The sequence below is a fragment of the Agrobacterium sp. MA01 genome, from assembly GCF_009650195.1.
Lineage (GTDB): Bacteria > Pseudomonadota > Alphaproteobacteria > Rhizobiales > Rhizobiaceae > Allorhizobium.
The window spans coordinates 4222501-4243279 of record NZ_CP045854.1 but is presented as its reverse complement, the minus strand read 5'-3'; the positions used below and the strand labels follow the sequence as shown (position 1 = coordinate 4243279).

General features: G+C 60.3%; 17 protein-coding genes, 1 tRNA gene and 2 rRNA genes (1 of these 20 cut by a window edge). 14 read left to right on the top strand and 6 right to left on the bottom strand.

From position 1 onward, the window contains the following. The first annotated feature begins 178 nt into the window (after positions 1-178). The 7 genes from GH983_RS20220 to GH983_RS20190 all read left to right on the top strand — a co-directional run bounded on the left by GH983_RS20220 (position 179) and on the right by GH983_RS20190 (position 7705). Positions 179-892, top strand: a complete 714-nt coding sequence (locus GH983_RS20220) for a FadR/GntR family transcriptional regulator (RefSeq protein WP_153763330.1) — start codon at positions 179-181, stop codon at positions 890-892. 58 nt (positions 893-950) lie between these two features. Continuing rightward, positions 951-1925: a sialic acid TRAP transporter substrate-binding protein SiaP gene (locus GH983_RS20215; protein ID WP_054149300.1), complete on the top strand. Its 975-nt coding sequence runs from the start codon at positions 951-953 to the stop codon at positions 1923-1925. 68 nt (positions 1926-1993) lie between these two features. Further along, positions 1994-2569 (top strand): TRAP transporter small permease, encoded by a 576-nt coding sequence (locus GH983_RS20210; protein ID WP_054149299.1) that lies wholly within the window; start codon positions 1994-1996, stop codon positions 2567-2569. Positions 2570-2572: 3 nt separating this feature from the next. Further along, on the top strand, positions 2573-3979 hold the full coding sequence (locus tag GH983_RS20205; protein ID WP_069042692.1) for a TRAP transporter large permease: 1407 nt from the start codon (positions 2573-2575) through the stop codon (positions 3977-3979). A 56-nt stretch (positions 3980-4035) separates the two neighbouring features. After that, entirely contained in the window at positions 4036-5106 is a 1071-nt protein-coding gene (locus tag GH983_RS20200) for an L-idonate 5-dehydrogenase (RefSeq protein ID WP_153763329.1), read from the top strand. After that, positions 5103-6302: a mannonate dehydratase gene (uxuA, locus tag GH983_RS20195; RefSeq protein WP_153763328.1), complete on the top strand. Its 1200-nt coding sequence runs from the start codon at positions 5103-5105 to the stop codon at positions 6300-6302. The genes GH983_RS20200 and uxuA overlap by 4 nt, the downstream gene beginning before the upstream one ends. Next, entirely contained in the window at positions 6302-7705 is a 1404-nt protein-coding gene (locus tag GH983_RS20190) for a mannitol dehydrogenase family protein (protein WP_153763327.1), read from the top strand. The genes uxuA and GH983_RS20190 overlap by 1 nt, the downstream gene beginning before the upstream one ends. 87 nt (positions 7706-7792) lie before the next feature. Here the strand turns inward: GH983_RS20190 and otnC are convergent, their stop codons facing one another. The 3 genes from otnC to GH983_RS20175 are packed head-to-tail and all read right to left on the bottom strand — an operon-like array spanning position 7793 to position 10725. Beyond that, the gene (gene otnC, locus GH983_RS20185) at positions 7793-8434 is read right to left on the bottom strand and encodes a 3-oxo-tetronate 4-phosphate decarboxylase (protein ID WP_153763326.1); all 642 of its coding nucleotides are present in this window, start codon (positions 8432-8434) and stop codon (positions 7793-7795) included. Next, the gene (gene otnK, locus GH983_RS20180; RefSeq protein WP_153763325.1) at positions 8431-9696 is read right to left on the bottom strand and encodes a 3-oxo-tetronate kinase; all 1266 of its coding nucleotides are present in this window, start codon (positions 9694-9696) and stop codon (positions 8431-8433) included. Before otnK ends, otnC begins: the two co-directional genes overlap by 4 nt. 27 nt (positions 9697-9723) lie before the next feature. Further along, a complete protein-coding gene (locus tag GH983_RS20175; protein ID WP_083229627.1) occupies positions 9724-10725 on the bottom strand; it encodes a LacI family DNA-binding transcriptional regulator in 1002 nt (333 codons plus the stop codon). 198 nt (positions 10726-10923) lie between these two features. Between GH983_RS20175 and GH983_RS20170 the strand changes: the two genes are divergently transcribed. The 7 genes from GH983_RS20170 to GH983_RS20140 all read left to right on the top strand — a co-directional run bounded on the left by GH983_RS20170 (position 10924) and on the right by GH983_RS20140 (position 18163). Then, complete coding sequence (locus GH983_RS20170) at positions 10924-12042, top strand: sugar ABC transporter substrate-binding protein (protein WP_194842759.1); 1119 nt, start codon at positions 10924-10926, stop codon at positions 12040-12042. 71 nt (positions 12043-12113) lie between these two features. Beyond that, the gene (locus GH983_RS20165; RefSeq protein WP_069042697.1) at positions 12114-13634 is read left to right on the top strand and encodes a sugar ABC transporter ATP-binding protein; all 1521 of its coding nucleotides are present in this window, start codon (positions 12114-12116) and stop codon (positions 13632-13634) included. Next, a complete protein-coding gene (locus tag GH983_RS20160) occupies positions 13631-14599 on the top strand; it encodes an ABC transporter permease (RefSeq protein WP_069042698.1) in 969 nt (322 codons plus the stop codon). The genes GH983_RS20165 and GH983_RS20160 overlap by 4 nt, the downstream gene beginning before the upstream one ends. Then, a complete protein-coding gene (locus tag GH983_RS20155; RefSeq protein ID WP_069042699.1) occupies positions 14596-15570 on the top strand; it encodes an ABC transporter permease in 975 nt (324 codons plus the stop codon). The genes GH983_RS20160 and GH983_RS20155 overlap by 4 nt, the downstream gene beginning before the upstream one ends. Beyond that, entirely contained in the window at positions 15570-16484 is a 915-nt protein-coding gene (ltnD, locus tag GH983_RS20150; protein ID WP_069042700.1) for an L-threonate dehydrogenase, read from the top strand. The genes GH983_RS20155 and ltnD overlap by 1 nt, the downstream gene beginning before the upstream one ends. Position 16485: 1 nt before the next feature. Continuing rightward, positions 16486-17253, top strand: coding sequence for a 2-oxo-tetronate isomerase (gene otnI / locus GH983_RS20145; RefSeq protein ID WP_069042701.1), 768 nt, complete (start codon positions 16486-16488; stop codon positions 17251-17253). A 22-nt stretch (positions 17254-17275) separates the two neighbouring features. Next, complete coding sequence (locus GH983_RS20140; RefSeq protein ID WP_153763323.1) at positions 17276-18163, top strand: SMP-30/gluconolactonase/LRE family protein; 888 nt, start codon at positions 17276-17278, stop codon at positions 18161-18163. Positions 18164-18254: 91 nt separating this feature from the next. Here the strand turns inward: GH983_RS20140 and GH983_RS20135 are convergent. From GH983_RS20135 to GH983_RS20125, 3 genes are all read right to left on the bottom strand, one after another. Beyond that, a tRNA-Met gene (locus GH983_RS20135) sits at positions 18255-18331 on the bottom strand. Between the two features lie 177 nt (positions 18332-18508). After that, positions 18509-18623, bottom strand: a 5S ribosomal RNA gene (gene rrf, locus GH983_RS20130). 117 nt (positions 18624-18740) lie between these two features. Next, a 23S ribosomal RNA gene (locus GH983_RS20125) occupies positions 18741-20779 on the bottom strand; it runs 760 nt beyond the window's last position.

Below are 20779 nucleotides of genomic sequence, written 5' to 3'. Positions count from 1 at the left end.
TCGGCGCCCGTTCGAGCGCAGCCCTTCCTCCAGCGCAACTGAGCACCCTCCCACGAACCGCCACACTCGGCCCTGTTGCAAACCCGCTTGACAGGATCGATTAAAAAATCATACTCAAAATTGGTCAGACAATCTGACCGCCTGCGTATCAGGGGAGTGATACGCTCGGAGGATTTTCATGTTCGTGGCTTTGGAGCCGCGCCGGCTTTATCGCCAGGTCGCGGAGCAGATCCGTGCGCTCATCGAAACGGGTGAATTGAAGCCGGGCTCACGGCTTCCGCCCGAGAGGGAGCTCGCAGACCGCTTTTCGGTCTCAAGACCGACTGTCCGTGAAGCGCTGATCGTGCTCGAGGTCGAGGGACACATTCAGATCCGCATGGGCTCTGGTGTCTACATCAGCAGCCGGCCCGGGCCGACCCTGCATGCGATCGACGATGATGACAGCGAAGGACCGCTGGAAATCCTGCAGGCGCGCTGCCTGATCGAAAGCGGCATCGCGGAAGAGGCCGCAAGGCTTGCGACGGCGGAAAGTCTCATTCGTATCGACGCCATCCTGGACCGCATGGAGGGCGCACTGGACGATGGCGCGGTGGCGCTGGCGTGCGACCGCGATTTCCATACGGCGATCGCCGACATCATCGGCAATTCGGCGCTCAAGCACTTTACTGGCCTGATCTACGATTCGCGCATGTCGCCGTATTTCAAGAAGCTGGCCAGCTATTTCGAGGGACCACATACCTGGAAGCTGGCGCTCGAAGAGCACCGCATCATTCGCAACGCGATCGCAGCCCGGGACCCGGACGGTGCCCGAGAGGCCATGCGGCGCCATCTGACGCTGGCGCAGAGGAGATTCTCGGAAAGCTTTGAGGAGGAGCCGACCAGAGAAGACTGACCGTTCAGGCCTTGCGCCGACGGTTTTCCAAAGAGTTCTGTTTCAATGGGAGGAATACATGAAACTGACACTTAAGACGCTTCTTGGAGCAGCGGCAGTGATTGTCGCGTCCACGGTCTCGGCCCATGCCGAGACCGTTCTGAAATGGGCCCATGTTTATGAAACCTCGGAGCCCTTCCACACGGATTCCGTCTGGGCGGCAGAGGAGATCGCCAAGCGAACCGAAGGCCGGTACAAGATCGACGTCTTTCCGGCTTCGCAACTCGGCAAGGAAGCCGACATCAACCAGGGTCTCAAGCTCGGCACCGTCGACATCATCATCTCAGGTTCGAGCTTTGCCGCACGCGACCACAATCCGATCGGCGTCACCTACTATCCCTATATCTTCCGCGACCCGAGCCATCTCCTGGCCTACACGAAGAGCGACGTCTTCAAGAAACTGACCGCCGGATATGAAGAAAAGACCGGCAACCATATCGTCGCCGTCAGCTACTACGGAACGCGGCATACGACCTCAAACCGCCCGATCGGCAAATGCGCCGACATGGAGGGCTTGAAGATCCGCGTGCCGGATGTGCCGGCCTATCTTGCAATGCCGCGGGCCTGCGGCGCTAACACAACACCGATCGCTTTTGCGGAAGTTTATCTCGCTCTGCAGAATGGCACGGTCGAAGCCCAGGAAAACCCGCTGACGACGATCGAGGCCAAGAAGTTCTACGAAGTCCAGAAGAACATCGTGCTCACGGGCCACATCGTTGACCACCTGAATACGGTGGTTTCCAAGACCCGTTGGGCAAGTCTGTCGGATGAAGACAAGGCGATCTTCACCGAAGTGATGCTGGAAGCAGCAGCCCGCACGACAAAGACCATCGAAGCCCGTGAAATGGCGCTCGTTGACGAGTTCAAGGCGAAGGGCATCACAGTTACCGAAGTCGACAAGGCTGACTTCGAAGCGAATGTCATCGCCAAGGCGAAGTTCGAGGACTTCGGCTACGACAAGGCTGATTGGGAAGCCATCCGCGCCATCAAGTAATGGCGCCGTCCCGGCGCCTGTCCGGCGCCGGGACCCATTTTCAAATCATAGAGAATTGGAGCCGACCCATGACGGAGCACCCGCACGCGCCGATCAGTGTGGAGGAGATGGCGCATGCTTTCGAGGAGGAAGCCACGCCAATTGATCTATCGCATCACGCCATCGAAGACTGGGTAACGCTGGCCGTCTTCTGGGGCATGGGCCTAGCCGTATTTCTGCAGTTCTTTACACGCTACGTTTTGAACAACAGCTTTTCCTGGACCGAGGAAATCGCAGCCAACTGCCTCGTCGTGGTCGTCTTCATGGGGTCAGTCATGTGCGTGCGCACCATGCGGCATATCCAGGTGGACCTGCTCTACCGCTTTCTGCCAACGCGGGCGGTCAGGGTGCTCGAAACGGTCGTCGATGCCATCGGCATCGCCTTCTTCGCCTACATGACCTGGTTGATGTGGCGCTATCTGGAGATTGTCGGCGGGGAGCGCATGGTCACCGTGGACCTGCCACGTGGCATCGTCTTCTATACCGTCTTTGCAGCCTTTGCGCTGATGTCTGTCCGCTCCATCCATAACCTCGTCAAGGATCTGACGGGGACGAAAACCGCGCGCCAGAGGGCGCAGGAAGACATTCACGCAGGGGGGATCTAGACTATGCTGCTTCTCATCGGTTCCTTTCTGTTTCTGTTGATCCTCGGCACGCCGGTTGCGGTCTCCATGGCCGTCGCATCACTCGCCTATCTCGTGATCTATGGCGTTGCCCCTGACATCATCGCGGCCCAACGCATGATCGCCGGTGTCGAGAGCTTCCCTCTGATTGCGGTGCCCTTCTTCATTCTGGCCGGCAATCTCATGAACATTGCCGGGGTGACGGGCCGCATCTACAAGTTCGCCCTGTCACTCGTCGGCTGGATGAAGGGTGGCTTGGCACAGGTCAACATCATCGGCTCCGTGGTTTTCTCCGGCATGTCCGGAACGGCGCTTGCCGATGCCGCCGGCATTGGGACCATCGAAATCAAGGCCATGAAGGACCATGGCTATCCGGTGGAGGCTGCCGTTGGGGTTACCGCGGCCTCGGCCACTCTGGGTCCCATCTTCCCGCCATCTCTGCCCTTCGTCATTTACGGCATGATGGCCAATGCCTCCATCGGGGCGCTGTTCATGGCTGGCATCATTCCAGGGGTCGTCATGACGATCCTGATGATGCTGACGGTTTACATCTTCGCCAAGCGCAAGGGCTGGGGCTCTGATACCCCATTCGAGCTGAAGCAATTGCTGGCTGCCTCGCTGGAAGTGGTGATCGTCCTCGCCTTCCCTGGCGCCATCTACCTGATGATCCTGGCGGGAATGTCGGTCAATATCGCGGTGCTGATCGGACTTGCGGTTCTCGTGGCGCTCGACTGGTATTTCGACTTTTCCGCGGTCATGGCGCTGATGACACCCGTGCTGCTGATCGGCGGCATGACGATGGGCTGGTTCACGCCGACAGAGGCGGCCGTCGCGGCCGTTCTGTGGTCGTTGTTTCTCGGGCTCGTCCGCTACCGGACAATGACGGTGAGGACGCTGGCTAAGGCCTCGTTCGACACCATCGAGACCACGGCCTCGGTGCTGTTCATCGTCACCGCCGCGTCGATATTCGCCTGGCTGTTGACGGTGAGCCAGGCAGCGCAGCTGTTCGCAGACTTCATGTTCAACCTGACTGACAACTGGTGGATGTTCCTGATCATCGTCAACGTCCTTTTGTTGGTCGTCGGCGCCTTCCTCGATACGATTGCCGCGATCAGCATCCTTGTGCCGATCCTGATGCCGATTGCGGCCCGCTACGGCATTGATCCGGTACATCTCGGCGTGATCATCACGCTCAACCTCATGATCGGGCTTCTGACCCCACCCGTCGGCATGGTGCTTTTCGTGCTGTCGCGCATCTCCAAGCTGTCGGTGGAAAAGACGACGCTGGCCATCCTGCCCTGGATGATCCCGCTCTTCCTGGCGCTCGGACTCATCACCTTCATCCCAGCCATCACCATGTGGCTGCCGACGCAACTCGGTCTGATCCGTTGATCTGCCGGTCCGCACTGGCGGGCTGATCTCGGTCTTGAACGAAAGGTCTCTGTGCGATGCAAACTCGCGTTGCCCGCCTTCATGCTGAGCGCGACCTGCGCGTTGAGCATCTCGACTATTCGACATGTCGAGCTGGAGAGGTTCGGCTTGCCATGGCGGCAGGCGGCATCTGCGGCTCGGACCTGCACTATTACCAGGATGGCGGCTTTGGCCCGGTCCGTGTCCGCGAACCGATCATCGCCGGTCACGAAGCCTCCGGCTTTGTGGAGGAAATTGGCGACGGTGTTTCAGGTCTTGAACTTGGGCAACTTGTGGCGGTCAATCCGTCCCAACCCTGCGGCCAGTGCCAGTATTGCCGGATCGGGCAACCCATTCACTGCCTGGACATGCGCTTCATGGGCTCGGCCATGCGCTTGCCGCATGAAGACGGCATGTTTCGCGAGCACTTGGTCGTGCCCGCCATTCAATGCCATCCGGTGGGTGGGGGCGTCACACCGGGAGAAGCGGCCTGCGCAGAGCCGCTGGCGGTCTGCCTCCATGCAATTGCTCAGGCCGGCGATCTCAACGGCAAGGCCGTTCTTGTCACGGGCGCGGGGCCGATCGGTATCTTGACCGTGGCCGCCGCGCATCATGCAGGTGCCGGCCAGATCGTGGTCACGGATCTGGCCGACTCCGCCTTGTCGCGTGCGCTCTCGATGGGCGCCACGCAAGCCATCAATGTGAAAAGCGAGCCGGACGGACTTCTGCCCTTCACGGAACACAAGGGCTATTTCGACGTGGTCTTCGATTGCTCAGCGGCTGGACCTGCCCTGCGCTCCGCGTTTACGGCGATCAAGCCGCGGGGCATTCTGGTCCAGGTCGGCGTGACTGGCGACGTCACCATTCCCCTCAACGCACTGGTCGGCAAGGAAATCGTCTGGCGTGGCTCGCAGCGGTTCCATGAGGAATTCTCTGAGGCCGTCGCCTTGATCTCGACGCGCCAGATCGATGTGCGTCCGATCATCTCCCACAGTTTCCCACTCGATGCGGTGGTGGAGGCGTTTGAACAGGCCGGTGACCGCTCGAAGGCCTGCAAGGTGCAGATCACATTTCAACAGACGGATAAAAGCCTAAAGGACGAGAGATGAGACATACCTGGCGCTGGTTCGGCCCCATCGACAAAGTCAGTGTGAGAGATGCGGCGCAGGCCGGCGCCGAGGGCATCGTGTCGGCATTGCATCACATCGCAACCGGAGAGCTCTGGCCAGAAGACGAGATTGCCAGACGGCATGACGCGATCCGCGCCGGGGGCCTGGTTTGGGATGTGGTCGAGAGCATTCCGGTGTCCGAGGACATCAAGACACAGACCGGCGACTGGAAGCGCCACATCGCCAACTGGCAGGAAACGCTCAGACGCCTGTCGGCCTCGGGCATACGAACAGTCTGCTATAACTTCATGCCGATCCTCGACTGGACGCGGACGGATTTGCGGTGGGAGACGGGTCACGGCGCCAAAGCCATGCGCTTTGATCTCGTCGATTTCGCAGCTTTCGACATCCATATCCTGAACCGCCCCGAGGCTGCCGCAGACTATCCGGACTGGCTGACCGACGAGGCAGCACGGCGTTTCTCCGGGATGGAGGATGCCAAGATCACGGCCCTCGGCAAGAATATCGGTGCCGGCCTGCCGGGCTCGGCCGATGGCTACACGCTCGAGCAGTTGCTTGAGAAGCTCCGCTCCTATCAAGGCGTCAACCGCGAACGGCTGCAGCAAAACCTCGTCGATTTCCTGAGCGAAGTGGCGCCGGTCGCCCAGCAGGTCGGCATCAATATCTGCGCACACGGCGATGATCCACCCTGGTCGCTGCTCGGTCTTCCGCGCATACTTTCAACAGAGGCCGACTATGCGCATATGCTGGATGCCGTCGATATTCGCGCCAACGGCGTAACCCTCTGCACCGGATCACTCGGCGCGCGCCCTGACAATGATCTGCCTTTTCTTGCCAAGCGCTTTGCCGACCGCATCCACTTCGTCCACCTCCGCAACGTGACCCGCGACACCGACACAGTCCCCTGCTCCTTTTTTGAGGACGAACATCTGGAAGGCGGGACCGATATGGTGGCTGTCATCGCAGCCTTGATCACGGAGGAGGCAAAACGGCGTAAGGAAGGGCGTGAAGATCACCAAATTCCCATGCGCCCCGACCATGGACAGGAAATCCTCGATGACCTGACGCGTGGGGCACAGCCGGGCTACCCCGCCATCGGCAGGCTCAAGGGCCTGGCAGAGCTTCGCGGCATCGAGCGCACGCTGTCGCATGCCCAATACGGGCTGGGAGGCTGATGATGCAAAGGCTCTCCAGCACGACAGGTCTTCCGGATAGGGTTCGTCAACCGCAATTTGACCGGACGAAACTGAAACCCGGCATCGTACATATCGGGATCGGCGCCTTCCACAGGGCGCATCAAGCAGTGTTCACGCAGCATGCTCTGGAAGCCGAATTCGGACCCTGGGGCATCATTGCCGTAAACCTGCGCTCGCCCGAGCCGGTCGAAGCGCTCGCAGCACAGGATGGCCTGTATTCCATCACTACGCGGAGCGAGGCGGGCGATCAGTCCGAAGTCATCGGCGCGACTGTCGACTGGATCTGTGCCGCTAATGATGGCGCCCGGGTGCTTTCAGCCCTGGCCGATCCGGCGATCCGTGTTGTGACGCTTACCGTGTCGGAAAAGGCCTATGGTCTTGATCCGGCAACGGGCGGGTTGGACCACGCTCATCAAGCCATTGCCGCGGACCTTAAGTGGCCAGATGCGCCCGTTGGTGTGCTGGGCTTTCTCGTTGAGGGGCTTGCCCTGCGGCGCGCTGCAGGGCTTGCACCCTACACGGTTCTCTGTTGCGACAATCTACCATCCAACGGCAATGTCGTGCGTCGCCTGGTTCTGGAGATGGCGCGGTTGCGCGATCCCGCGCTGGCCGACTGGATCGCCGACAAGGGTCGGTTTCCCTGCTCCATGGTCGACCGGATCGTGCCCGCCGCCACCGGCGCCACCCGGCTTCGTGCCGAAAGACTGCTCGGAGCCCAGGACGCACTGGCAATCGACACAGAGCCATTTTTGCAATGGGTCATCGAGGATGACTTTGTTTCCGGGCGCCCCGCCTGGGAGGCCGGCGGCGCAATCTTCGCCGGGAATGTCGAGCCCTATGAGAAGATGAAGCTGCGATTGCTCAACGGCACGCATACGCTGCTCGCCCATCTCGGGATCCTTGGAGACCTTGACTATATTCGCGACGTGATGGCCGTACCGCATCTGGCGGCAAAGGCACGCCTGCATATGGAAGAGGTTGTCTCGACGCTCGATCCGGTGCCCGGCATCGACCTTCCCGCCTATATCGACGATCTCCTGGCGCGCTTTTCCAATCCGACAATCGACCATCGCAATATCCAGATCGCGCTCGATACCACGCAAAAATTACCGCAGCGGCTTTTGGCGCCCACCGTCGACATGTTGGCGAAAGGTCAGACAGCGGGCGCGACGGCCTATGCAGTGGGGGTCTGGATGGCATCGGTGAAGAAGCGAGGTGATTGCGGTGATCCCCGTCGCAGCGAGGTGATTGCGGCGGCGGCAAGCATGGGCGCCACCGACCCCTCCGCACCGTTTTTCGCAATAGCTGGTCTATTCCCGCAGGAACTGATCGATGCACGCGACTGGCGCGACAGGATAAACGCAGCGATCCTGTGGTTCTAGCTGATCAGGGCGAAGACATGGAGAAGCGGGAAGAACAGACTCGCAGCTAAAGGTCATCGAGGCCTGCCCGCGCAGCAGACGATTGGGCTAGGTCGAGCGCAAAGCGTCGACCTGCGCGGAGGTCAGCGGCCTTAAGCGTTCGCCTCGCAGCATCAGGAAGAGCTTGGCGGTCTCTTCCAGCTCCTCCATCGCATACTGTGCTTCTTTCAAAGTCTTGCCCGCAACGACGGGGCCGTGGTTGGCCAGAAGGACCGCATGGCTATGCTCAGCCCTTTCGCGCACGGCTTCGGCGAGCGCTGCATCCCCTGGCGGATAATAGGGGGCCATCGGCAGGCGCCCGACCCGCATCACGTAATAGGCCGTCAGCGGCGGCAGAACATCGTTGGGATCAAGACCGTCGAGAATGCTGACGGCTACCGCATGGGTGGAATGCAGATGCACGACGGCGCCCGAGCTTTCCCGCGCGCAATACATGCATTGGTGCAAGAAGGCTTCCTTGGTCGGCTTGTCGCCGCTGACATGCACGCCCTCGGCGGTGAATTTCGACAGTCGGCCGGGATCGAGCGACCCCATGGAGGCATTGGTCGGCGTCATCAGCATTTCGCCATTCGAGAGCCGCGCGCTGATATTGCCGGTCGATCCGAAGGTGAAGCAGCGATCGAAAAGGGATTTGCCGACCTCGGCGATCTCGTCGCGCAGGCGGGTTTCCTCGGAAAGAATTGACGTCATGGCAGGATCTCCCAGGCCTTGAGGAAGAAATCGGGCGCACCAAAATTCCCGGACTTCAGCGCCAGTGCCATCGGCTCCGTCTGTCCGAGTGTCAGCGTCCACGGTACGCCAGGATCTATCTCGGGACCGATAAAGAGCGCGTCGGGTGCAAGCGCCCCGACCACGGCACCCGAGGTCTCGCCACCGGCAACGATCAGGCGACGGACACCGGCGGCCTCGAGCCCGAGCGCGGTCTCGGCGAGGAAATGCTCGATGAGCGATCCGGCCCTCTCGCGACCGAGGGCAGCCTGGGCTGCCTTTACCTCGTCCGGTTCGGCACTCGAATAGATCAGTGGTGCCCGTGCCGACTGGCCGAGTGCCCAGGAAAGAGCCTGCTCAACCCGGAAACGTCCCTCGGCGATCTCGATAGGATCAAGCTTGAGCGCGGGCACGCCCGCCTCGATCGCCGTGCGGATCTGGCTGCGGGTCGCATCCGAACAAGACCCGGCAAGGATCATCGACCGTCCCGCCGGCGCGGAAAAGGCGAGCGCGTCTCCAGAAGAGCGCAAGCAGCCGGCGCGACGGAAATTTTCAGGCAGACCGAGCGCTATACCGGAGCCGCCGGTGATCAGGGTCAGTCCGGCAGCGGCCTCACCGATCACCCGGAGATCGGCATCGGTCAACGCATCGACGACCAGCGCCTGTTCGCCCTTGTCACGCGCAGCTTCGAAGGCTTGCGCGACGGCTGAAGCTCCCTGCCCGACCGTTTCACGGGTCACCAGCCCCACCTTCAGCTGCGACTGGCCGGCCATCAGGCGAACCAGCGAGCTGTCGGTCATCGGGGTCAGCGGATGATTGCGCATCGGGCTATCGGACAGCAGCTGGTCGCCGACAAACAGATGGCCCTTGTAAATGGTTCGGCCATTGGCCGGGAAAGCCGGGCAGACAATCGTCAGCTCCGTGCCGAGCGCCTGCATCAGCGCCTCGGTGACGGGACCGATATTGCCTTCCGGACTGGAATCAAAGGTCGAGCAATATTTGAACAGGAACTGCATCGCACCCGCCGTTTGCAGGAAGGAGAGGGCTTCGAGCGACATGGCGACAGCTTCAGCTGCAGGATTGGTGCGCGACTTCAGCGCAACCACCACTGCGTCGACGCCCGAGAGATCAAGGCCGGCCTTGGGAACGCCGATCGTCTGGATGGTTCGCATGCCCTCCCGTGACAGCATCAGGGCAAGGTCGGTGGCTCCGGTCAGGTCGTCGGCAATGGCGCCCAAAAGCATGGTAGTCTCCGGTGAAGTGGCGCGCGGTCAGGCCGTTGCGCCGTCGATGATGGCAAATCCGGTATCGATGATCTGCGCTTCGCCCGGCCGTTCGGCCTGAGCGAGCAGCGCTTCGACCGCTGTCTTGCCGATGTTGAAACGGTTCGAGCGGACCGTCGACAGGGGCTTGGGCAGCGCCTGGCCTATTTCCAACCCGTTGAAGCCGAAAAGGGCGAGCCGCTCCGGCACCGGAATACCGGCGCCCAGACAATGCATGAAGCCACCGACCGCCATGTCGTCGTTCGAGAAGACGACGGCATCGGCCACAGCGCCATCGGCCAGCAGACCGGCCAGCGTGTCGCGGCCGGCAATCGTTGAGCTCGGACCGTCATGGCGCTTCTCGACGGAGAACGACAGGCCGGCTTCAGACAGCGCTTCGCAGAGGCCGTCATAGCGGGCGCGGGCGCGGCGGTCGGCTGTCCAATCGTGACCGACATAACCGATACGGCTATAGCCGCGCCGCACCAGATGCTCGGCTGTCGCGCGACCGGCCCGTCGATGAGACAGGCCAACCGCGAGATCGATCGGCGTATCGTCGATGTCCATAAGTTCGGCAATGCGAATGCGGCTGTTCTCCAGCATGCGGCGCGCAGCGTCTGTGTGTTCGAAGCCAGTGGTGATCAGGGCTGTCGGCTGCCAGGCGAGCAGCGAGGAGACGAGTTGCTGCTCCTTGCCGAGGTCATAATCGGTGACGCCGATCATCGGCTGATAAGGCGTGTCGGCGAGACCGGCATGGATGCCGCGCAGCACCTCAGGAAAAACGATGTTGGAGAGCGACGGCAGGATCACGCCAATGATCAGCGAGGCCGAGGAGGCGAGCGAGCCGGCCGCGCGATTGGGCACGTAGCCGAGCGTGTCGATGGCGTCGAGAACGCGCTTGCGGGTTTCCTCCGCAATCGAGCCCTTGTTGCGGATGACCCGTGACACGGTGTTCTCGCTGACATTCGCCAGGCGAGCCACATGAGTGAGCGTCGGCGTCTCCGGCTGCATTTGTTTCGTCTCCTCCCCTGCCGCATTGCCCGATTGGCCAAGACGGCGACACGCGATCTGCTCTTCAGGACCGTGCCATGAACTTTATCTCAGCGCTAACATATTTCGCTTGATCGTGGCTAGAGGATGTGCTTAAAAAATTATGTTAGCGCTGAGATTAGCGCTTTCTGGGAGATTACACTTCGGGAGGAGTTCACCGTGAGAACCTTTAACAAGGCCGCGCTTGCCGCGTCGGCCGCGATGCTCTGCGTCTTCAGTTTCAGTTCGGCCGTCCGCGCCGAAGACACCCATCGTCCGGAGTGCTTCTCTGCAGCACCCGACAATGCCAAGGTCATCAAGTACGAGAAGCGGGATGGCCCCTACAAGGTTGCGTTCGTCAACGGCTTCGCCGGCAATGACTGGCGCGTGACCGCCATCCAGGGCGCGAAGGCCTGGGCGGCCCGCGAAGAAAACAAGGCAAAGCTGTCCGAATTCACCGTCGTCTCGGTCGGCAATGACAGCGCCGCCCAGATCGCTGCGATCGACAACTTCATCGCCGCCGGCTACGACGCGATCACCTTCATCGCCGTCAACCCGACCGCCTTCTCCTCCGTCATCAAGCGCGCCGAACAGGCCGGCACAGTGCTTGTACCCTTCGACAACGTGCTCGACACCGATGCCATCGTGCAGGTGAACGAAAACCAGTTCGAGCTCGGCGCGATGAAGGCGGAAGCCGTCGTGCGTGAGATCGAGAAGGCGAAGGGCAAGGTCGAGGGCAGCGTTCTCGAAGTCTCCGGCCTGCCGGGCAATGCGACGGACCGTGACAACCATCTCGGCATGCGCTCCGTTTTGGACAAGCATCCGGGCCTCAAGGTCGTTCAGGTGGTGGGCAACTGGGATGCCGGCACCGTCCAGAAGGTCACCGCCGACGCGATCGCCACCAATGGCAACTTTGACGGCGTCATGGTCCAGGAAGGCACAATCGGCGCACTGAACGCCATGAAGAATGCCGGTCACCCGGTCGTTCCGATCGGTGGCGATGCCGGCAACGGCGCCCGCAAGCTGATCGCTGAAGGGAAATATCCGGGCCTCACCGCAGCCCAGGCGCCTGTCATGTCGGCCGTCGCACTCGAAGCCGCTGTCTCGCTGCTTGAAGGCAATGCCTTGCCGCAGAAGGTGTTCCTGCCGATCCCGAACAAGGACAATGCAGAGCTGAAGGAAGGCACCGACTACTTCCCGAACCTGCCGGACACCTTCTACACAACGACAGGCTATCCGAACTGCTTCCCGGTCTTCACCCCGGAAGAGCTGCTCGGCCAGAGCCCCGACAATACCTGATCCTCCCGGCTGGGCGGCGGGGCCTGACCTGTGAAGGTGCCGCCGTCCGACCCATCCCAGGACATGCCAGAATGACGACAGCTCCGCTCATCGAGCTTTCGGGGATTTCGAAGTCCTATGGGCCGATCCAGGCCCTGAAGACGATCGATTTCTCCGCCCGACCGGGCTCCGTGCACGCCATCCTCGGCGAAAACGGCGCCGGCAAATCGACCCTGATGAAACTGCTTTCCGGGGCCATCCAGCCAACGACCGGCGAGATCCGCCTCGAGGGCAGGCCCATCCGGTTTTCCGGAACGCGCCAGGCGTCTGCCGCCGGCATCGTCTGCATGTTCCAGGAACTCTCGCTCCTGCCGACACTCTCCGTTGGCGACAACATCACGCTTGCCCGCCCGCAAACACGCTTCGGCTTCATGCTCGCCAAAGCCTATGACGAAGCCCGTGCAGCCCTCGACCTGATCGGTGCCGAGAGCATTTCTCTCGACACGCCCGTGGAGGAACTCTCTCTCGCAGACCGGCAGCGGGTGGAAATCGCCAAGGCGCTCTACCAGAAACCGCGTCTTCTCATCCTCGATGAGGCCACCTCCGCACTCGGCGCCTCCGCCGTCGAGAAAGTGTTCACCGTCATCCGCAAACTGCGCGACGAAGGTTGCTGCATACTGTTCATTTCCCATCGTTTCCACGAGGTCGAGGCCCTCGCCGACACGATTTCTGTGTTTCGCGCCGGACAGCATGTCCACACCTTCCCGGCAGGCACGATCGACAACCAGAGCATCGTGTCGCTGATGATCGGCGAGACAATGGACCGGCTTTTCCCGCCACCGCGTCCGGCCATGCCCGCAAATGTTGCGCCGCTTCTTTCCATCAAGGACTTGTCCTTCGCCGGTGAGCTCTTCGACGTCGGCTTCACGGTACGCCCCGGCGAGATCTATGGTCTCGGTGGCCTCGAAGGCCAGGGCCAGCAGCGCGTGCTCGAAGCGATCTTTGGCACACTCTCGGGCGTCAGCGGGTCGATCGAGCTCTCCGGCAAAATCTATGAGCGCCGCTCGCCGCATCGGTCGAAGTCACCGGAGATCGGCATCGCTCTGGTTCCCGAGGACCGCAAGACCGAGGGCATGATCCAGCCGCTGTCGATATCAGACAACATGCGGCTTGCCGGCATCGGACTTCACGGCGACAGCGAAGCGCTCGACGCCCGCTGCCTCGCCCTTCTCGAACGCCTCGAACTGACCTATGGCCAGCTCACCGACCCCGTCATGTCGCTGTCGGGTGGCAACCAACAAAAGGTGCTGCTTGCCAAATGGCTGGCGCTTGGACCACGCTGCCTGCTGCTGCTCGATCCCACCCGCGGCATCGACGTGAAGACCAAGGCGCAGATCTACCGCCTGCTCACCGACCTTGCCGGACAGGGCATCGCCATCGTCATGCAATCGACGGATTACGAAGAGCTCGTGCATCTCTGCGATCGGGTCGCAGTCTTCTATCGTGGCCGCATCGCGCGGGAACTCAACGGCGACACACTGACGCCTGAAAACCTGATTTCAGCCGCCATGGGCCTCAGCACTGCCCCATCAGCGCCGGAGACCGTGCAATGACCGCGCTCTACATCCGACGCAACCTGCGCGTCATCATCCCGACCATCGCTTTTGTCGCCCTCTTCGTGCTCTACATCGCCACCCATCCGCGGGGGCTCTCCACCTATGTACTGACGATCTGGTCCAACCAGTCCGCGCTCCTGGTGTTTGCCGCCTTCGCTCAGTTCTTTGTTGTCCTGGTACGCGGCATAGACCTCTCGGTCGGTGCCGTCGTGGCACTCACCAATGTCACGGCTTCCTTCGCACTGGCCGGCGACGGCGGATCGCTTGTTTTCGGCATGGCTGCCGTTCTTTTGGTCGGCATGGCCTGCGGGTTGTTCACGGGCCTCTTCGTCTGCTTCGGCAACGTGCCGCCGATCGTCGCGACCCTCGCCACCGGCGCGATCTATTCCGGCATCGCGCTTTACCTCAGGCCGACGCCAGGCGGCGGTGTAAACTCCGAGCTTTCCGATGCCTTCACCTACGCGATCGGCCCTATCCCGACCTCTCTGATACTAATCATTGTCACCGTGCTTGTGATCACCATCGTGCTGCGCAAGACGAGTTTCGGCATGGCGCTGAAAGCACTTGGAGCCAACGAGCATTCGGCGCAGCTCACCGGCATCAACACGACATCCATGCGCATCTCCGCCCATGTACTGGGCGGGCTGATGGCCGGCATGGCGGGGCTTTATGTCTCCATGGTCACGATGACCGGCGATGCCGGCATCGGTCCGACCTACACTCTGAACTCGATTGCAGCGATCGTGCTTGGCGGTGTGTCGCTTGCCGGTGGCATCGGCACGGCAATCGGCGTCGCCGTCGGCGCCATGCTGTTGAAGACCGTCGCCTCGCTGATGTTCTTCTCCGGCCTTCCTCCCCTCGCCCAGCCCTTTTTCGAGGGGCTGATCCTGGCGCTCGCGATTGCCTTCGGCTCCGTCGGCGTGCTGCGCATCCGCAACAAACTGAAGTTGTTCGCCCAATGACCGACCGCACGATATCAGGGCCAACAAGGCCCAGCCTTCCCGTCGATCCTGCCGTTCTCATTGTTGCAATCGGCTGCGGCCTGCTGCTGGCCGCCGGCGGAACCATTCTGCCGACATTTCTGACAGCGGGTTATATCCTGCAGCAACTGCAGATCGCCTCTTTCCTCGGGATCATTGCGGCCGGCGCCACGCTGGTTATCCTGCTTGGCCATATCGATCTTTCGGTGCCGGCCGCAATTACAGCAATCGCCATCGTCACTACGACGGTAGCGGGCTCCCAGGATCCGACATTGGCTGCTCTTGCTATTCCGATCGGGCTACTCACCGGCGCCCTGATCGGCCTGATCAACGGCATTGGCGTGGCCTTCCTGCGCCTGCCGTCGATGGTTTGGACGCTGGCGATGAACTCAATGCTGATCGGGACCGTGGTCTTCTTCACCGGCGGCTTCAAGCCGCGCGGCATGGCTCCACCACTCTCGATCACGCTGTCACTCGAGCGCAGTTTCGGCATCCCCAATGCCTTCCTGTTCTGGCTGGTGGTGATGGCGGCCATGTTTTACCTACTGCACCGGACCGTCTACGGCAAATATCTGATTGCCATGGGCAATTCGGAAAAAGCCGCCTACCTCTCCGGCATTCGCGTGCGGCTCGTCACTACCCTCACCTTCGTCGTCGCCGGCGTCTTTACGGCGATTGGCGCCATCCTGCTCGCCGGCTATGCCAACCAGGCCTATCAGGGCATGGGCGACCCCTATATGCTGCCTGTTATCACCGCTGTGGTCATCGGTGGAACGTCGATCATGGGAGGCCAGGGTGGATATGGCGGCACCATCGTTGGGGCCATCTTCATCACACTCCTGTCCTCTATCCTCTCTGTGCTGCAGATGCCGGAAGCCTTCAGGCAGATTGTCTTCGGTGTCATCATTCTGGCCATGCTTTTGATCCGTGGCTACAAAAGGAGCTTTCGCTGATGTCTCACCTTCCGTCCGTCGCCGTCGTCGGCCTCGGCTCCATGGGCCTCGGCATGGCGCGCTCGCTGGTCCGGGCCGGACATGCCGTGCGTGGCTTTGACATCAGTGCCGATGCGCTGAACGCGCTTGAAGCCGCTGGCGCCGCCGCTACCAAAAGTCCCGCCGATGCGGCAACCGGCGCCGACATTGCCGTCGTCGTCGTGGTCAATGCGGCACAGACCGAGACCGTGCTGTTTGCCGAAAACGGTGTCTTATCTGCCATGAAGCCCGGCGGAGTGGTGATCGCCTGCGCCACCATCTCGCCGTCAGAGGCCAAGCGCTTTGCCGCCTGCGTCGAGGAAGCTGGCCTTCTTTATGTCGATGGTCCGATCAGCGGCGGCTCGAAAAAGGCCGAAGCTGGTCAGCTGACCTTTATGGCCTCCGGCTCGAAGGCAGCCTTTGCTGCAGCACGACCGGCGCTCGATGCGATGGCGGGAACAGTCTACGAACTCGGTGACCAGCCCGGCATCGGCTCCTCGTTCAAGATCGTCAACCAGCTGCTGGCAGGGGTACACATCGCTGCTGCCTGCGAGGCGATTACCTTCGCCAAGAGCCTCGACCTCGACATTTCACGCGTCTTCGACGTGATTACCAAGTCGGCCGGCAACAGCTGGATGTTCGAAAACCGAATCCCGCATGTGCTGGAAGGCGATTACACGCCGCACAGCGCGGTTGCGATCTTCACCAAGGATCTCGGCATCGTCTCCGATATTGGTCGCCAGACGAAGTTCCCTCTGCCGATCGCAAGTGCTGCGCTTCAGCTCTTCATCATGACCGAGGCCGCCGGCATGGGCCGGGACGACGACAGCTCGGTGGCGCGCCTGCTCGCGAAGGTTTCCGGCCTCAAGCTGCCCGGCATGGAAGACGAGGACTGACATGCCCAAATTTGCTGCCAATCTGTCGATGATGTTCAACGAGGTGCTCTTCCTCGACCGTTTCGCGGCCGCAGCCGACTGCGGCTTCACAGCGGTGGAATATCTCTTCCCTTACGACCATCCGGCCGAACTCGTCGCCGAGAGGCTGCAGGCTGCGGGCCTTGCCCAGGCGCTGTTCAACATGCCGCCCGGCGACTGGGTGGCTGGCGAGCGCGGCATGGCCGCACTGCCCGGACGCGAGGCGGATTTCGCAGCAGCCCTGGATATGGCCATCGCCTATGCCAAGGTCATCGGCACGCCGCTTCTGCACATGATGGCGGGAATTGCACCGGCCACCGATCCGGCCGCGATCGTCACCTATCGCAACAACCTGAAGCACGCGACCGACCGCACTGGCGAGGCTGGCATCGGTCTCGTGATAGAGCCAATCAACGGTCGCGACATGCCGGGTTATTTCCTCAACGACTTCAACCGCGCGGTCGACTTCCTCGGCGAAATGGATGCGGCACATGTGAAGCTGCAGTTTGACGTCTATCACCGGCAAATCCTGCATGGGGACGTGATTATGGCGCTGCGGCAGATGGCGCCAATCATCGGTCATATCCAGATCGCCTCGGTGCCGGAGCGGCACGAACCTATGACCGGAGAGCTCGATGACCGCAGGATCTTCGGCGAGATCGATGCGGTCGGCTACCTCGGTTATGTCGGCTGCGAATATCGCCCGGCTGCGGGTACCCGCGAGGGGCTTGGCTGGATGAACAAACTCTAATCTTGTCGGGAGCTTGGGTGGAATGCGTTACACGGATTGGTTCGAGATCGTTGACCCGGCGTTCAAATCGCTGATCCTGCCGAATGTGCATGTCGACCAACTCTACACCGGCGGACGCTGGCTGGAGGGGCCAGTCTACGTGCCGGCGGCACGCCATCTGCTCTTCTCGGACATCCCGAACAATCGTGTCCTGCGATACGACGAGGTAAACGAGACGGTCGCGATTTTCGAAGCTCCGTCCAACTTTGCCAACGGCCATACTCTCGATCGTGAAGGACGGGTAATTTCCTGCGAGCACTTTACTCGGCGCGTCACTCGCCGAGAGCATGATGGTAGCCTGACAACTCTCGCCGAGAGTTTCGGTGGCAAACGGCTGAATTCGCCAAACGACGTGATTGCGGACAGCAAAGGCAGTATCTGGTTCACCGATCCAAGCTATGGCATCTCGACCCCTTATGAGGGATCTCTCGCGGAAAGCGAAATCGGAAGCCGAAACGTCTACCGGCTCACACCCGACGGTCAGCTTGAGGCCATCATCACCAATTTGCAGCAGCCGAACGGGCTCGCCTTGTCGCGTGACGAACAGACCTTGTACGTGGTCGACAGCGGTGTTCAGCCGGCTAAGCTCATGGCCTATGCTTTGGATACATCGGCGAAGCCAGCCTCCGGTCGTGTGTTTTCCGAGTGCCCTAACGGCATGTATGATGGCGTTCGCATTGATCAATCAGGACATGTATGGACGAGTGCGGGCGATGGCGTCCATTGCCTTGGGCCTGATGGGACGCTCATCGGCAAGATCCTGATTCCCGAGACAGTGAGCAATGTTTGCTTTGGAGGGCGGGAGAGAAACCGCCTCTACATCACTGCCACGCGATCCCTGTTCGCTGTCTACCTCAATGCGAGAGGCTAGCTTGAGGAGTTGACGGAGCCTACGAAACGCCAAAAGCTCCTCGTGTTTTGCGAGGAGCTTTTCAGTATATGGCGGTTTTTTTTCGAGATTTTGGTTGCGGGGGCAGGATTTGAACCTGCGGCCTTCAGGTTATGAGCCTGACGAGCTACCGGGCTGCTCCACCCCGCGCCAAGAGCGCAACTATGATTGTTGCGCTTGAGAGTTCTTACCAAGCAAAAAGGGCCGCTTTATGCGGCCCGATGTTTTCGGCTTGGGCCGATTGTGTGTTGAGAAGATTGTGGTTCTGCGGTGAGCAAAACGTGAGGTATTTGCTTTTACAAAACCTGACAACATTGCCTTTAGCAGACCTGGCAGCGACCTACTCTCCCGCGTCTTGAGACGAAGTACCATTGGCGCTGGGGCGTTTCACGGCCGTGTTCGGAATGGGAACGGGTGCAGCCACCCCGCCATGACCACCAGGTCGGCTAAGGGCAATGTTGTTGAGAAGCTGGCACAGGGATTACCTGTTTGTCTTTTTGAACACGTATTTGGCATCATCGCCCGGTTTTGTCCGGGCCGATGAGCATGGTCAATGAGAACGATCAAGCCAATCGAGCTATTAGTAACGGTAAGCTTCATGCATTACTGCACTTCCACACCCGTCCTATCAACGTGGTCGTCTTCCACGGCTCTGATAGGGAATACTCGTTTTCAGGTGGGTTTCCCGCTTAGATGCCTTCAGCGGTTATCCCTTCCATATATAGCTACCCTGCTATGCCCTTGGCAGGACAACAGGTCCACCAGAGATATGTCCATCCCGGTCCTCTCGTACTAGGGACAGATCCTGTCAATATTCCTACACCCACGGCAGATAGGGACCGAACTGTCTCACGACGTTCTGAACCCAGCTCACGTACCGCTTTAATTGGCGAACAGCCAAACCCTTGGGACCTGCTCCAGCCCCAGGATGCGATGAGCCGACATCGAGGTGCCAAACAACCCCGTCGATATGGACTCTTGGGGGTCATCAGCCTGTTATCCCCGGCGTACCTTTTATCCGTTGAGCGATGGCCCTTCCACACGGGACCACCGGATCACTATGACCGACTTTCGTCTCTGCTCGACTTGTCAGTCTCGCAGTCAGGCGGGCTTATGCCATTGCACTCGACGACCGATTTCCGACCGGTCTGAGCCCACCATCGCGCGCCTCCGTTACTCTTTCGGAGGCGACCGCCCCAGTCAAACTACCCACCATACACTGTCCCGGATCCGGATGACGGACCGCGGTTAGACATCCATGACGATAAGGGTGGTATTTCAAGGATGGCTCCACAGAAACTGGCGTCCCTGCTTCAAAGCCTACCACCTATCCTACACATGCCGACACGAATGCCAGTGTAAAGCTATAGTAAAGGTGCACGGGGTCTTTCCGTCTGACCGCAGGAACCCCGCATCTTCACGGGGAATTCAATTTCACTGAGTCTATGTTGGAGACAGCGGGGAAGTCGTTACGCCATTCGTGCAGGTCGGAACTTACCCGACAAGGAATTTCGCTACCTTAGGACCGTTATAGTTACGGCCGCCGTTTACTGGGGCTTCGATTCAAAGCTTGCACCTCTCCTCTTAACCTTCCAGCACCGGGCAGGCGTCAGACCCTATACGTCGTCTTGCGACTTCGCAGAGCCCTGTGTTTTTGATAAACAGTCGCTACCCCCTGGTCTGTGCCACCCCATTACACTTGCGTATAAAGGGGTCACGCTTCTTCCGAAGTTACGCGTGCAATTTGCCGAGTTCCTTCAACATAGTTCTCTCAAGCGCCTTGGTATACTCTACCTGACCACCTGTGTCGGTTTCGGGTACGGTCTGTACGGTGGAGCTATTTCCTGGAACCGCTTCCTCGCCCATTCAATCCAATAAGAATGAACAAGTTACGCGATCCGTCACTACCACCAGGCCCACGAATATTAACGTGGTTCCCATCGACTACGCATTTCTGCCTCATCTTAGGGGCCGGCTAACCCTGCTCAGATTAACTTTAAGCAGGAACCCTTGGTCTTTCGGCGAGGGGGTCTCTCACCCCCTTTATCGTTACTCATGTCAACATTCGCACTTCCGATACCTCCAGGGCCCCTCACGGGTACCCCTTCACAGGCTTACGGAACGCTCCGCTACCACTTGCAGTAAACTGCAAATCCTCAGCTTCGGTGCATGGCTTTAGCCCCGTTACATTTTCGGCGCAAAGACCCTTATTTAGACCAGTGAGCTGTTACGCTTTCTTTAAATGATGGCTGCTTCTAAGCCAACATCCTGGTTGTTTTGGGATCCTCACATCCTTTCCCACTTAGCCATGACTTGGGGACCTTAGCTGGAGGTCAGGGTTGTTGCCCTCTTCACGACGGACGTTAGCACCCGCCGTGTGTCTGCCGACTAGTACTCCCAGGTATTCGGAGTTTGGTTAGGATCAGTAAGACGGTGAGTCCCCATAGCCCATCCAGTGCTCTACCCCCTGGGGTATTCGGTCGACGCTCTACCTAAATAGATTTCGCGGAGAACCAGCTATCTCCGAGTTTGATTGGCCTTTCACCCCTAGCCACAAGTCATCCCGATCTATTGCAACAGATATGGGTTCGGCCCTCC

Coding starts and splice junctions, on each gene's coding strand:
- otnK (WP_153763325.1), bottom strand. CDS start 9,696: ATGCTTTTGGGCGCCATTGCCGACGACCTGACCGGAGCCACCGACCTT.
- GH983_RS20165 (WP_069042697.1), top strand. CDS start 12,114: ATGACGACAGCTCCGCTCATCGAGCTTTCGGGGATTTCGAAGTCCTAT.
- GH983_RS20175 (WP_083229627.1), bottom strand. CDS start 10,725: ATGCAGCCGGAGACGCCGACGCTCACTCATGTGGCTCGCCTGGCGAAT.
- otnI (WP_069042701.1), top strand. CDS start 16,486: ATGCCCAAATTTGCTGCCAATCTGTCGATGATGTTCAACGAGGTGCTC.
- GH983_RS20155 (WP_069042699.1), top strand. CDS start 14,596: ATGACCGACCGCACGATATCAGGGCCAACAAGGCCCAGCCTTCCCGTC.
- otnC (WP_153763326.1), bottom strand. CDS start 8,434: ATGACGTCAATTCTTTCCGAGGAAACCCGCCTGCGCGACGAGATCGCC.
- GH983_RS20160 (WP_069042698.1), top strand. CDS start 13,631: ATGACCGCGCTCTACATCCGACGCAACCTGCGCGTCATCATCCCGACC.
- GH983_RS20205 (WP_069042692.1), top strand. CDS start 2,573: ATGCTGCTTCTCATCGGTTCCTTTCTGTTTCTGTTGATCCTCGGCACG.
- GH983_RS20140 (WP_153763323.1), top strand. CDS start 17,276: ATGCGTTACACGGATTGGTTCGAGATCGTTGACCCGGCGTTCAAATCG.
- uxuA (WP_153763328.1), top strand. CDS start 5,103: ATGAGACATACCTGGCGCTGGTTCGGCCCCATCGACAAAGTCAGTGTG.
- GH983_RS20190 (WP_153763327.1), top strand. CDS start 6,302: ATGATGCAAAGGCTCTCCAGCACGACAGGTCTTCCGGATAGGGTTCGT.
- GH983_RS20220 (WP_153763330.1), top strand. CDS start 179: ATGTTCGTGGCTTTGGAGCCGCGCCGGCTTTATCGCCAGGTCGCGGAG.
- GH983_RS20200 (WP_153763329.1), top strand. CDS start 4,036: ATGCAAACTCGCGTTGCCCGCCTTCATGCTGAGCGCGACCTGCGCGTT.
- ltnD (WP_069042700.1), top strand. CDS start 15,570: ATGTCTCACCTTCCGTCCGTCGCCGTCGTCGGCCTCGGCTCCATGGGC.
- GH983_RS20215 (WP_054149300.1), top strand. CDS start 951: ATGAAACTGACACTTAAGACGCTTCTTGGAGCAGCGGCAGTGATTGTC.
- GH983_RS20210 (WP_054149299.1), top strand. CDS start 1,994: ATGACGGAGCACCCGCACGCGCCGATCAGTGTGGAGGAGATGGCGCAT.